Here is a 12866-nt window from a genome sequence, read left to right as displayed (position 1 = left end):
AGTCGAGCTCCGGCTCCTGTCGCGCCGGGGGAGGGTGTCGTTGTCATCGTGGGTGCTCGCAGCGGGCACGGCGTGTCTGCTGCGAGCCGGGGCCGGGGTCGCGCCGAGGGGGGGTGTGAGCAGGAAGCGCTGTCTGTTTGCGGCCTTCGGTCGAGGTCGCGCGCCCTCTGGTCGGGTCGTGCAACCGGCGGCCCGATCGCGGCATGCGCGCTGCCCGGCCCGAGTCGACGGTCGAACGTCTGATGAGCCGCGTGGCATTCACGGGGGAGCGGCTGTGGTGGTGCTTGACCGGAGAGGCGCGTCGGCCCATAGTTAAGAGCATGCCTAACTATGGCGAACCGCTGGACCGGGTATTCCAGGCACTGGCGGACGGAACGCGCCGGGCGATGGTGGAGCGCCTGATCCGCGGACCGGCGTCGGTCGGCGAACTGGCCAGGCCGCTGGAGATGTCGCTACCGGCGGTCATGCAGCACATCCAGGTGCTGGAGGCCTGCGGGCTGGTCACCTCCGAGAAGATCGGCCGCGTCCGCACCTGCCGCATCGAGCCGGACGTACTGCGGATGGCCGAGGGCTGGCTCGCCGGGCAGCGCACGTCCTGGGAACGGCGTCTGGACCGACTCGGCGACCATCTGCTGGATGAACCCGGGACACCGGAGCAAGGAGGTTTGTGATGATCGACCGTTCTGTCACGCACGCCACGTTCACCCTCGAACGCCTCTACCCGGCCACGGCGGCCCGGGTGTTCGGCGCATGGGCCGACCCGAAGACGAAGGCCCGCTGGTTCTCCACGCCCGACGCCGCCCATGAGCTGGACTTCCGGGTCGGGGGCCGGGAGGTCAACCGCAGCCGCCCGGACAGCGGCCCGTCGTTGACGTTCGAGTCGCTGTACCGCGACATCGTCCCGGGCGAGCGCATCGTCTACACCTCTGTGCTGTACGTGGGGGAGGACCTCGCGACGGCTTCGCTGACGACCGTGGCGTTCTGCCCGGCCGATGAGGGCACCCGGCTGGTCCTCACTGAGCAGGGGACCTTCCTCGACGGCCGGGAGGAGCCCTCCTGGCGGGAGTCCGGCACCGGCGGCTGGCTCGACGCGTTGGGCGTCGAGCTGGGTGGGGGAGGGCAAGCGTGATCTTGCGGCCGTCCCTTGCGAAGCGGCGGGTGCCGGTCGTCTGGATCAACGTCCTGGCCGGGGCAGTGGTACTGGTCCTCGCGGCGATTCCCGTTGACCGGATCGTGGCCGACCGCATTCCCCCGACCCCTTGAGGAGCTTCCATGTCCGACCGTGACCCGCTCGCCGAACTCGGCCCCTTCAGCGACTCCGGGGCCGACGTGACCCCCTGGCCGACCGCATGGCGTGAGCTTCAGCAGGCGCGACTGTTCTGGCTGTCCACCGTCCGACCCGACGGCCGGCCCCACGTGACACCGTTGCTGGCCGTCTGGACCCGCGGTGCCCTGTACTTCGCCACCGGAGACCAGGAGCGCAAGGCGCGCAACCTCCACGGCAACCAGCACTGCGTGATGACGACCGGCACGAACGTCCTGGACGGTCTCGACATCACCATCGAGGGACGTGCCGAGGTGGTGCGTGATCCGGCTGAACGCAGTACCACCGCCGCCGCCTACGAGGGCAAGTACGGCGACCTGCTGACGAGCCCGGACGGCACCTGGCACGGCCTCGGTGACACCATCCGCTCCGGCAAGGTCCTGCTGTACCGCATCGACCCGGAGGTCGGATTCGCCTTCGGGAAGGGCGAGACGTACAGCCAGACCCGGTACCGCTTCCGGCACTGACCTTCCGAACGGCGCTGATGCGCCGACTCCTGCTTGCGGAGAGGGCACTCGGCCTCCGGGACCTGTTCCCGCCGGTGGCGGCGGGACGGCAGAACCATGCCTCCCCGCGATACGACAAGCTCGCCGTCCGCTACGGGGCGACCGTCCTCCCCGGGCCGGTGCCCCCGCCGGCATCGGCCCACGGCTGAATCAGCCCGGCTTTACCGCCCGCGTCGCGAAGTAGTTCGACATGTAGGGGGCGGATGCGTTGGATTGGTGCGGCGCTTCCGTGAAGCCGGTGAGGACGAACCCCGCGGCGAGTTGCCCGCCGATCTGGCCGGTGAGGGTGTGGCTGTATTCAAGAGGGGCGTCCGCGCCGAACTTCGTGGCGCGTTCCTCGGCGGAGTAGTGCGTGACATCGCTGTAGGGCAGTTGGTGCACGACGACCAGCTCGCCGCGCTCGTCGAGCGCCTCGTGGTCGAACAGGTACGCATCAGGGTTGAGGAAGCCCACGAGCAGCGTTCCGCCCGGCCGCAGGACGCGGAAGCACTCACGCCACACCGGTGCCAGGTCGGGCACGAAGAGGTTGGAGACCGGATGGAATACGACGTCGAATGTTGCGTCGCCGAAGGCGCTGAGGTCGCGCATGTCGCCCAGGACGGTGCGCAGCTCGAGTCCGTCGCGTGCCGCCACCATCCGGTCCTGGCCGAGCTGGCGGGGTGAGTTGTCGAACACGGTGACCCGCGCCCCTGCGGCGGCGAGGATCGGACCCTGCTGGCCACCGCCGGAGGCCAGGCACAACACATCCTTTCCGGTCAGGTCCGTCGGCAGCCAGGAGCGGTCGACCGGCTCATGCCCGATGAGAACGATCGACCAGTCGCCCGAGCGGGCGCGCCCGACATCCTCGGAACTCACCGGCCTCGACCACTCGTTGCCCTCCTGGACGCACTTGTCCCAGGCTGCCCGATTGTGGGCAACGGGGTCGGCTGCACTGTCCTGCACGTTCAACTCCCTGCTATGGCCAAGCGGGCGCCCTCGGTACGGACAGCTCGGTGCCGCCAGCCAACACGATTGCCGGGTGCGGGCTCAACGGAATAGGCGCCCATCCGTGTCATGAGAAGCAAACGCTTTGATTCCGTCCGCGGGACCGGCTTACGGGCCTGGCGGCCGTGTCCGGTTCGGCCGCCGACGCCTCGTGGAGGCGCTGCCGGAGTCCGGCTTCGTTCCGGTCCCGTGGTCGGAGTTCCTTCTCCGCCCCGGGCACCGCCACTCGATTTCCGTCATCCCCCTCCCTCTCGCAGTCGCCAATCCACCGATTTGATGGTGTCTGGATCTCGCTTGGTAGCTGCTTTTCAGCCAGCCCCGTCGCGGGGGTCTTGTGTGGATGTGCCGGTCTACCCAGCATTAACAACGTTGTCAGGGACACGTCGACTTGGTCATGTCCCTGATGGCGCGCCATGGGCGTCCACCCAACGCCCCGAGTTCCCCCCACGATCTGGAGGACTTACAGTGCGACTCTCTCACCCCCACAGCCTTTCGAGACGAGCACGACTCATCGCCGGCGCAACCGGCCTCGCCGCCGTCGCGGCGTTTGCCGTCCCCGCCGCCACCGCGTCCGCTCAGCCGGCCCCGAAGACGTTCAGCGTCAACGAGCTCAGCCGGGCGGCCGACTCCGTGCGCACCGCCGACATCGGCGGGACCGCTTGGTATGTCGATGCCGAGTCGGGCAAGGTCGTCGTCAGCGTCGACAGCACGGTCAGCAAGGCCGAGATCGCCAAGATCGAGAACGAGGCCGGCGCGAACGCCGACGCTCTCGTGGTCAAGCACACTCCCGGTAAGTTCTCCAAGCTCATCGCGGGTGGCGAGGCCATCACCACCGGCGGAGCCCGGTGCTCCCTGGGCTTCAACGTGCAGGACGGCGCGGGCACTAAGTTCGCTCTGACCGCCGGCCATTGCACCAACATCGGCAGCTCGTGGTCGATCGGCACCACCGCCGGATCCAGCTTCCCCGGCAACGACTACGGCATCATCCGGCACTCCGACCCCGGCGCGGCCGACGGTCGTGTCTACCTCTACAACGGCGGCTACCAGGAGATCACCGGCGCCGGCGACCCCTCGGTCGGCCAGTCCGTCCAGCGCAGCGGCAGCACCACCGGCCTGCACGGCGGCTCGGTCACCGGCCTCAACGCCACCGTCAACTACGGTGCCGACGGCATCGTCTCCGGTCTGATCCAGACCAACGTCTGCGCCGAGCCCGGCGACAGCGGCGGTGCGCTCTTCTCCGGGAGCACCGCGCTCGGCCTCACCTCCGGCGGCAGTGGCAACTGCTCCTCCGGCGGCACCACGTTCTTCCAGCCCGTCACCGAGGCACTCAGCGCCTACGGTGTGAGCATCATCTGATTCCCGCACCGACCAGGGTCATGTTCCATCGGCCCTGAGCACTGTCCCCGCCGGCGCGTCGGCGGGGACAGTGCTCGTTCGGGAGAAGCGCGCGAGGCCGCGGTCCAGTCCACTTCGGTGTTCTGGTGGCCCGCAGGCGTCTAGAAGAAGCCCAGCTTCTTCGGCGAGTACGACACCAGAAGGTTCTTCGTCTGCTGGTAGTGCTCCAGCATCATCTTGTGGTTCTCCCTGCCGATGCCCGACTGCTTGTAGCCGCCGAACGCCGCGTGCGCCGGGTAGGCGTGGTAGCAGTTCGTCCAGACCCTGCCCGCCTTGATCCCGCGCCCCGCCCGGTAGGCCGTATTGCCGTCACGGGTCCAGACCCCGGCCCCCAGCCCGTACAGGGTGTCGTTCGCCGTGCTGATCGCGTCGTCGAAGTCCGTGAACGAGGTGACGGCCACGACCGGGCCGAAGATCTCCTCCTGGAAGACCCGCATCCGGTTGTCGCCCTCGAAGACCGTCGGCTGGACGTAGTAGCCGCCCTCCAGCTCGCCCCCGTGCTCGATGCGCTGACCGCCCGTCAGGATCTTCGCGCCCTCCTGCTGACCGATGTCCAGATACGAGAGGATCTTCTGCAACTGGTCGTTGGAGGCCTGGGCGCCGATCATCGTGTCGGTGTCCAGCGGATGGCCCGGCACGATCTGTTCCGTCCGGGCGATGCCCGCCTCCAGGAACGCGTTGTAGTGGCCGCGCTGGATGAGAGCACGCGACGGGCACGTACACACCTCGCCCTGGTTGAGGGCGAACATGGTGAATCCCTCGAGAGCCTTGTCGAGGAAGTCGTCGTCGTCGCGCGAGACGTCGTCGAAGAAGATGTTCGGCGACTTGCCGCCCAGTTCCAACGTCACCGGCTTGATGTTCTCGGAGGCGTACTGCATGATCAGCCGCCCCGTCGTGGTCTCACCGGTGAAGGCGATCTTCGCGACGCGCGGGCTGGAGGCCAGCGGCTTGCCCGCCTCCGCTCCGAAGCCGTTGACGATGTTGAGGACGCCCGGCGGGAGCAGGTCCGCCACCAGGCTCAGCCAGTAGTGGATCGAGGCGGGCGTCTGCTCGGCCGGCTTGAGGACCACCGCGTTGCCCGCGGCGAGCGCCGGGGCCAGCTTCCAGGTGGCCATCAGGATGGGGAAGTTCCACGGGATGATCTGGCCGACCACGCCCAGGGGCTCGTGGAAGTGGTAGGCGACCGTGTCGTCGTCGATCTCGCTGAGCGAGCCCTCCTGGGCGCGCAGGGCCCCCGCGAAGTAGCGGAAGTGGTCGATGGCCAGCGGGATGTCGGCCGCCAGCGTCTCCCGCACGGGCTTGCCGTTCTCCCAGCTCTCGGCGACCGCCAGCTCCTCCAGCCGGGCCTCCATCCGGTCGGCGATCCGGTTCAGCACCGAGGCCCGGTCCCCGGCGGACGTGGCGCCCCAGGCCGGAGCCGCCGCATGGGCGGCGTCCAGGGCCAGTTCGACGTCCTCGGACGTCCCGCGCGCGATCTCGGTGAACGGGCGGCCGTTGACGGGGCTCGGGTTCTCGAAGTACTGCCCCCTGGCCGGCGGGACGTACTCCCCGCCGATCCAGTGGTCGTAGCGGGACGCGTAGGTGACGATCGCGCCGTCGGTGCCCGGCGCAGCGTAACGGGTCATCTCTGTGGCCTCCCGGATCCGGTGCCGCCCGCCGTTGGACGGCCCTCGGTGCGAGGCTAGGGACGGGGACGTTGCAAGGGCGTTGCAACGGCGTCGCGGGGTGTGGGCTGTGTGGTGTGGGGCCAGGGGGGGGGAGACGGCCCGCCAGGAGCAGCGGACTTCTAGCCGCGCTGCTCGGCGTCGAGGCCCCGGACCCCGGCCAGCGACGCGGCCCGCTGGTCCGCCGGGACCGCCTCGGCCAGCGCGCGCCACACCGGCAGATCCTCCTCGCCCCACGGGCTGTAGGCCCAGTCGGCGAGCAGCCCCGGATCGCCCCGGGCGATCAGCGCGGCCCGCAACTGCTCGGTGATCCGCCGCCGCAGCCGTACGACGGCCGGGGCCTGGGAACCCGGCAGCAGCGGGCCCGCGTACGCGTCCAGGGCCGCCGCCACCGCGCCCGAACCCAGCCGCCGTGTCACCGTGTCGAAATCGGCGTCCACCGGGACGGCCAGCCGGTACGGACGCGAGTCCAGCAGGTCGGGCCCCAGCAGCCGCCGGAGCCGGGACAGTTCGGCCCGCAGCGTCACCGGAGTCACCGACTCGTCCTCGTACAGCTCGACCAGCAGCTCGTCACCGCTCAGGCCCTCCGGCCGGCGGGCCAGCGCCACCAGGATCTCGCTGTGCCGCCGACTGAGCCGCAGCCGCCGCCCGCGCGCCACCAGCAACGCCTCGTCCCGGCCCAGCGCGTCCAGCCGCACCGACTCGGCGTCCGGCGACGGGGCCAGCAGCGCGAGCTGCGACTCGGCGGCCCGTGCCACCGCCTGGACGAACGCCAGACTGTGCGGGTGGGCGAGCCGGTCGCCGCCCGTGATGTCCACGGCTCCCAGCACCCGGCCCGTGTGCGGGTCGTGCAACGGCGCCGCCGCACAGGTCCACTGCTGGACCGGCCGCAGGAAGTGCTCGGCCGCGAAGACCTGGACCGGGCGATCCACCGCGATGGCCGTTCCCGGCGCGTTCGTCCCCGCCACGGACTCCGCCCAGCGGGCGCCCTCCACGAAGTTCATCCGGCCGGCCCGCCGTCGCGCCGTCGCGTGGCCCTCGACCCACAGGAGGCGGCCGTGGGCGTCGCAGACGGCCAGCAGATGCTCCCCGTCCGCGGCGTACGCGCCCATCAGCTCGCGGATCACGGGCATCGCACGGGCCAGGGGATGCGCCGCCCGGTAGGAGCCCAGCTCGTCCGGTCCCAGCTCCACCGCCGGAGCGCCGTCCGGGCTGACCCGTGCCCGTGCCGAGCGGCGCCAGGACGCGCCGACCACCGCCCGGACCGGCCGCTCCAGCCGCCCCGCCGAGGTGAACACGTCGTGGGCGCGGCGCAGCGCACCGCTCCGTTCGCCGGGGTCGGTGTCCGCGGCCAGGGCCACCCAGGGATCCGTCAACTCACCCTCCCGTCCAAGGGCCGTCGTGCGCTCCCATCGTCGTCGCCGTCGGCCGCCGCGACAACCTCGGTGCGCAGAGTCATCACTACGGGTGGCAGGGTAGGGGCCCGGGGCTCAGTGGCAGGGGAGGGGCCCGGGACTCAGGTGACGTCGCCGACGAGCCGGAGGTAGCGCTCCCAGTCCCAGTGGACGCCCGGGTCGGTGTGGTCGCTGCCCGGCACCTGGTGGTGGCCGACGATGTGCTCGCGGTCCTTGGGGATGCCGTGTCGCGCGCAGATGTCCGCGGTGAGCCTGGCCGACCGCAGGTACATGACGTCCGTGAAGAACTCCGGGCGGTCCACCCATCCCTCGTGCTCGATGCCGATGCTCCGGGTGTTCCAGCCCCAGTCGCCCGCGTGCCAGGCGATGTCCTTTTCGGGTACGCACTGGGCGACATGGCCGTCCCCGGAGCGCACCACGTAGTGGGCGGACACCTGCTTGGCGGGGTTCCGGAAGATCCCCGTGGTCGGCGTGAACAACTGCTGGGCGACATGGATGACGACGCGGTCGACCCTGCGCTCGGAAGGGCGGGAGGGGACGGTGTAGTTGGCGGGGGCGGCCGGAGCCCAGCGGGCCGTCGCGTAGTCGGTGGGGCCCTTCGGCGCCGCCACGGCCCGTGCCGACGACGGCAGGACGGCCGCCGCCATGGCCGCGGCGGCGCCCTGAACGATGCTTCTGCGGTGCAACAGCCCTCCTGGAGCTGGGGTCGCGGCCGGGGCCGGGGTGCGGGGCGATGACCGGGCCCGGGGCGGGGCGCACGGAGTAGAGCCGGTGAGGCCCCGCGGGCTCGTACAGCGCCCTCCCCGTCGAACCAGATGACGAGCCCGACGGGCATCCGGTTCCCCGCGCCTGCCTGCCGGATCGCGCGTTTGGCTCGAGTGCTGACCGGCTACCGCGCGTCCGGCTCGCGTGGTGACCGGCTACCGCGCGTCCGGCTCGCGCGGTGATCGGCTCCCGCGCGTCCGGATCGCGGCTTCCGGTCGGAGCGCCGGGCTCGCCGGTCACGCCGGCACCCCGGCACCCCGGCTGGCAGGCAGACGCGCACACCCCCGGCACCCCGGCTCACAGGAACCCCGGTTCCGGCCCAAGCCCCCACGCGCGCGTCGATACGCCTCCACGCGCGTCCACAGGCTTCAGACTCCCGCGCCGGCCCCCGCCGCCTCCGCCTCGCCGTCCGCTCCCGCCAGCGCTCCCGCCGGGTCGTCGTCCGCCGGTCCGGCGGGCACCCAACGGCCGCGCTCCTTGCGGTAGGGCCACCACCGCCCGGTCCGGTCGAACCGGAGCTGGACATCGGCGCCCGCCACGGTCCAGCGAGCCCGGCCGCTCGCCCGCAGGGCCGGCCGCTCGCCCGCCTCCCACGCCTCGCCGAGCTGGGCGCGGGCCCGCCCCAGATGCTCCGGATCCGGCGTCCACTCCTCGTCCAGCACGGCGAGCCCCGCGACCCCGCCGTACCTCCAGGCCCGGACCGCCGCGTCCAGTTCCGCGGGCGGGCGGCCGGACCCCTTGGCCAGGCGGGATGCGATCCAGGCCTCCGGCCGGGCGCCCGCGGCCAGCCGCACCGCGTCCTGCTGCGGGGTCAGCTCCACGGGAAGAGGCTGCCCTTCGTGCCCCGGGGCCAGGGCGTCCAACAGCATCCGGCGGGCCCGCACCGCGCTGTCGGCCGCCAGCACCTCCAGCGCGGCGGGGTCGATCCCGGGCACCGGATCGGTCTCCGTGTCCAGCGACGGCCCGCGCCCCGGCTCGTCCGGGGCCGGCGGGGGAGCGGGGAGCGGGGGCAGGATCCCGGCGGCCGCGAACGCCTCCTGCGCCGGGACCCCGCGGACCTCCCGCTCCGCGTCGTCGGCGCTCTCCGGCGCGCCGTCCCCAGCCCGGACCGCGCGGGCGGCACTGCGCACCTGGAGCTCGTCCAGCAGCCGCCGCTCGTCGCGCCCCCGCATCAGCAGCAGGACGAACGGGTCCTCGTCCAACAGGCGCGCCACCTGGTAGCAGAGCGCACCCGAATGCGGGCAGTGGTCCCAGGCGTCGCAGGTGCACTCCGGCTCCAGATCGCCGATGCCGGGCAGCAGCTCGACCCCCGCGCCCGCCGCGTCCTCGACCAGATGCGGCGGCATCTCCCGGTCCAGCAGCGCCGCGATGTGCCCGGCCCGGTCCACGGCCATGTCCAGGAACCGGTCCCAGGCGCCCGCGCCGAGCTGCTGGAGCAGGACGTCGCTGCGGTAGGCCGTGCCGTCGCTGTCCCGCACCACGGCCGTGATCCGCCCCGGCCGTACGGAGACCGCCCCGACCCGGCCCTCCCTGGCCAGCCGCCGCCCCTTCTTGAGCTGCTGGCCGTCCAGCGCCGTGTCCTCCAGCGCCTTGAGCCACGCCCGGCCCCACCAGGACGTGGCGAAACCCCGGCCCTGCGCCGGGGGGAACGCCGCGAACGTACGCTCCGGTCCGCGCCGGCCGTCCCGCGACGCCTCGTCGGCTCCCTCCTCCGAGGCGTCCGAGGCATCCCCATGGCCCGCCCCGGACTCGCCCCCGTACGCCTCGCCGTCCTCGTATCCGTCCGCGTACGCGTCGCTCATCGTGCGCCCCCTCGCAGCTCGACCAGGTCGGCCAGTTCCGCATCGGTCAGTTCGGTCAGTGCCGCCTCGCCGGAGCCCAGCACCGCGTCCGCCAGGCCCTGCTTGCGGGCCAGCATCTCGGCGATCCGGTCCTCGATCGTGCCCTCGGCGATCAGCCGGTGCACCTGCACCGGCTGCGTCTGGCCGATCCGGTACGCCCGGTCCGTCGCCTGCGCCTCGACCGCCGGATTCCACCAGCGGTCGAAGTGCACGACATGACCGGCCCGGGTGAGGTTGAGCCCGGTCCCCGCCGCCTTGAGCGACAGCAGGAACACCGGTGACTCGCCCGCCTGGAACCGCGCCACCATCTCCTCGCGGCGGGCCACCGGCGTACCGCCGTGCAGGAACTGCGTGGCCACTCCGCGCGCGGCGAGATGTTCCTCCAGCAGCCGGGCCATCTGCACGTACTGCGTGAAGACCAGCACCGAACCCTGCTCGGCGAGGATCGTGTCCAGGAGTTCGTCCAGCAGCTCGACCTTCCCCGACCGGTCCGCGATGCGCGGCTGCTCCTCCTTGAGGTACTGCGCCGGGTGGTTGCAGATCTGCTTCAGCGCCGTGAGCAGCTTCATCACGAGCCCCCGCCGCTCGAAGCCGTCGGCGGCGGAGATGTCCGCCAGGGTCTCGCGGACCACCGCCTCGTACAGGCCGGTCTGTTCCGGCGTCAGCGACACGGCCCGGTCGGTCTCGGTCTTCGGCGGCAGCTCCGGTGCGATCCCCGGATCGGACTTCCGGCGGCGCAGCAGGAACGGCCGCACCAGCGCCGCGAGCCGCTCGGCCGCGCCCGGGTCGTTGCCGCCCTCGACCGCGGCGGCGTACCGCGTACGGAAGGTGCCGAGCCGGCCGAGCAGACCGGGCGTCGTCCAGTCCAGGATCGCCCACAGCTCGGAGAGGTTGTTCTCGACGGGGGTGCCGGTGAGCGCGACGCGGGCACGGGCGCCGAGGGTGCGCAACTGCTTGGCCGTCGCCGAGTGCGGGTTCTTGACGTGCTGCGCCTCGTCGATGACGACCATGCCCCAGGACACGGCGGCGAGCCGGGACGTGTCGAGGCGCATCGTGCCGTACGTCGTCAGAACGAACTCGCCGTCCACCAGGCCTTCCAGGGAACGCGACGCCCCGTGGAAGCGGCGGACGGGGGTGCCCGGCGCGAACCTCTCGATCTCCCGCTGCCAGTTGCCCATCAACGAGGTCGGGCACACCACCAGCGTCGGACCGGCCGCGTCGCGGTCACCCTGCCGGTGCAGATGCAGGGCGATGAGCGTGATCGTCTTGCCGAGCCCCATGTCGTCGGCGAGGCAGGCCCCGAGGCCGAGTGAGGTCATGGTGTTCAGCCAGTTCAGCCCGCGCAGCTGGTAGTCACGCAGGGTCGCGGCGAGCGTCTCCGGCTGTCCGATCGCCTGCTGGGCGGCGGCCTCCGGATCGGCCAGCCGGTCCCGCAGCTGCTGGAGCCAGCCGGTCGCCGCCACCTCGACGCGCCGGCCGTCCACTTCCGTGGAACCGGTCAGCACCGCGCCGAGGGCATCGATCGGGGTGACCTTGCGGTCCTGGGTCTCCCGGGCCCGGCGCGCCTCCTCGGGGTCGATGAGCACCCACTGGTCGCGCAGTCGCACGATGGGCCTGCTGGACTCGGCGAGCCGGTCCAGCTCCTCGCGGGTCAGCCGCTGGTCGCCCAGCGCGAACCGCCAGTCGAAGGACAGCAGGGCGTCCGCCGAGAGGAACGAGGGCGTGTCCGCCGCGGTACGTCCCCGTGGCCCGCTTGCCGGCCCGCCGCCTTCCTCGTCCGCGAAGTCCCGCTCCGTGGTCTCCCGGTCGTCCGGACCGATCACGGCGCGCGCGGTGAGCTTCCTGGCCAGTTCCCTGGGCCAGTGCACCTGGACACCGGCGGCGGCCAGGGCGCGCGAGGCGGACCCCAGCAGCTCGGCGATCTCCTCGTCGGCCGGTTCCACCGAGTCCGGCACCGCGGCGGAGAGCAACGGGGCCAGCGGGGGCCAGGCGCGGGCGGCGCGCCGCAGGGTGAGGAGGGCGTCCATCCGAGCCCGCGATCCGAACGCCGCGGCGGTCCGCGAGCCGCCCGCCCACACCTCGGCCGCATCGGCGACCAGGGAGGGATCGCTGACACTGTGGATCTGCAGCACGGCACGGAACGACGGCGTGCCCACGTCGACACCGGTCACGCCGGTGACCTCGATACGCAACGAGAGCCGTACGCCCGCGTCGTGACCGGCCGCCACATCGGCCGCCCAGGCCCGCCCCTGGGGCAGGTGCTGCGGCTGCTGGGCGGCGAACGCGGGACCGGCGGCGGCGAACCCGGCAGCCGGGGTACGGGGCATCGCGTCGGCCACGGCGTCGAGGAACGCACGCAGCAGGTGCTCCGGTTCGGGCAGCAGCGGTCCGGCGTCGGAATCGGCGTCCGCACCGTCGCTGTCGGCGTCGGCGTCGGCGTCGGCGTCGGCGTTCGTCGTCGGGTCCGGAACCGGAGTCGCGTGTGCGGTCGGCGGCATCGACGCCGCCAGTTCCCGGATCCGTTCGAGGTCCTCGGCGTTCAACGGTCCGATGCGCCAGGCGTCGTGGTCGGTGGCGCTCAGCCCCGGCAGCAGGAGGCCGCGGGCGACGAACTGGAGAGCGAGGAGCGCGGCGGCGCCCCAGAAGGCGGTGGCGGGGGAGGCGTCAGCGACGGCGCGTGCCCGGGTCAGCACCGGCAGAGCGTCCCGCACGGGGAGGTGCAGCGCCGAAACCGTACGGGGCCGCAGGTCGGCTTCGACCACGGTCAGCTCCGACGAAGTCCCGTGATGGTCGGAAGGGGTGCTACCGTCCGGGTTCCAGAACGCGATCCTGCCGGTACGGGCCGGATCCGCGGGGACGAAGAGCGCGGAGCAGCGGGACAGTTCGGCGATCTCGGAGGGCGTTGCCGCAGGGTGCCTGTGCACAGCGATGTCAGATTCCTCAAATTTGACTAGTGGGCGGAGTCGCCGAGG

10 protein-coding genes are annotated in these 12866 nt (G+C 72.2%); 4 read left to right on the top strand and 6 right to left on the bottom strand.

The window, feature by feature from the left end; all coding sequences use genetic code 11:
- Positions 1-320: 320 nt before the first annotated feature.
- From ACH4UK_RS32035 to ACH4UK_RS32025, 3 genes are all read left to right on the top strand, one after another.
- The gene (locus ACH4UK_RS32035) at positions 321-671 is read left to right on the top strand and encodes an ArsR/SmtB family transcription factor (RefSeq protein WP_398361974.1); all 351 of its coding nucleotides are present in this window, start codon (positions 321-323) and stop codon (positions 669-671) included.
- On the top strand, positions 671-1129 hold the full coding sequence (locus ACH4UK_RS32030) for an SRPBCC family protein (protein ID WP_398361972.1): 459 nt from the start codon (positions 671-673) through the stop codon (positions 1127-1129). The genes ACH4UK_RS32035 and ACH4UK_RS32030 overlap by 1 nt, the downstream gene beginning before the upstream one ends.
- A gap of 143 nt (positions 1130-1272) precedes the next feature.
- Positions 1273-1791 carry a pyridoxamine 5'-phosphate oxidase family protein gene (locus ACH4UK_RS32025; RefSeq protein WP_398361970.1) on the top strand — a complete coding sequence of 173 codons (519 nt, stop codon included), beginning with the start codon at positions 1273-1275 and terminating at the stop codon, positions 1789-1791.
- Positions 1792-1980: 189 nt separating this feature from the next.
- On the opposite strand, the gene ACH4UK_RS32020 is transcribed toward ACH4UK_RS32025, so the two are convergent.
- On the bottom strand, positions 1981-2772 hold the full coding sequence (locus ACH4UK_RS32020; RefSeq protein ID WP_398362305.1) for a class I SAM-dependent methyltransferase: 792 nt from the start codon (positions 2770-2772) through the stop codon (positions 1981-1983).
- Positions 2773-3279: 507 nt separating this feature from the next.
- On the opposite strand from ACH4UK_RS32020, the gene ACH4UK_RS32015 reads away from it, so the two are divergent.
- Positions 3280-4170: a S1 family peptidase gene (locus tag ACH4UK_RS32015; RefSeq protein ID WP_398361969.1), complete on the top strand. Its 891-nt coding sequence runs from the start codon at positions 3280-3282 to the stop codon at positions 4168-4170.
- A 140-nt stretch (positions 4171-4310) separates the two neighbouring features.
- Here the strand turns inward: ACH4UK_RS32015 and ACH4UK_RS32010 are convergent, their stop codons facing one another.
- From ACH4UK_RS32010 to ACH4UK_RS31990, 5 genes are all read right to left on the bottom strand, one after another.
- Positions 4311-5834 carry an aldehyde dehydrogenase family protein gene (locus ACH4UK_RS32010; RefSeq protein WP_398361967.1) on the bottom strand — a complete coding sequence of 508 codons (1524 nt, stop codon included), beginning with the start codon at positions 5832-5834 and terminating at the stop codon, positions 4311-4313.
- 161 nt (positions 5835-5995) lie between these two features.
- A complete protein-coding gene (locus ACH4UK_RS32005) occupies positions 5996-7249 on the bottom strand; it encodes a GAF domain-containing protein (protein ID WP_398361965.1) in 1254 nt (417 codons plus the stop codon).
- A gap of 140 nt (positions 7250-7389) precedes the next feature.
- Positions 7390-7974: an N-acetylmuramoyl-L-alanine amidase gene (locus tag ACH4UK_RS32000; protein WP_398361963.1), complete on the bottom strand. Its 585-nt coding sequence runs from the start codon at positions 7972-7974 to the stop codon at positions 7390-7392.
- Between the two features lie 447 nt (positions 7975-8421).
- Positions 8422-9855: an SWF or SNF family helicase gene (locus ACH4UK_RS31995; protein WP_398361962.1), complete on the bottom strand. Its 1434-nt coding sequence runs from the start codon at positions 9853-9855 to the stop codon at positions 8422-8424.
- Positions 9852-12818: a DEAD/DEAH box helicase gene (locus ACH4UK_RS31990; protein WP_398361960.1), complete on the bottom strand. Its 2967-nt coding sequence runs from the start codon at positions 12816-12818 to the stop codon at positions 9852-9854. Before ACH4UK_RS31990 ends, ACH4UK_RS31995 begins: the two co-directional genes overlap by 4 nt.
- Positions 12819-12866 lie beyond the last annotated feature (48 nt).

The sequence above is a fragment of the Streptomyces sp. NPDC020884 genome, assembly GCF_044333935.1.
Lineage (GTDB): Bacteria > Actinomycetota > Actinomycetes > Streptomycetales > Streptomycetaceae > Streptomyces.
The sequence above is the reverse complement of the archived record's forward strand: the minus strand, read 5'-3'. Positions and strand labels throughout refer to the sequence as shown.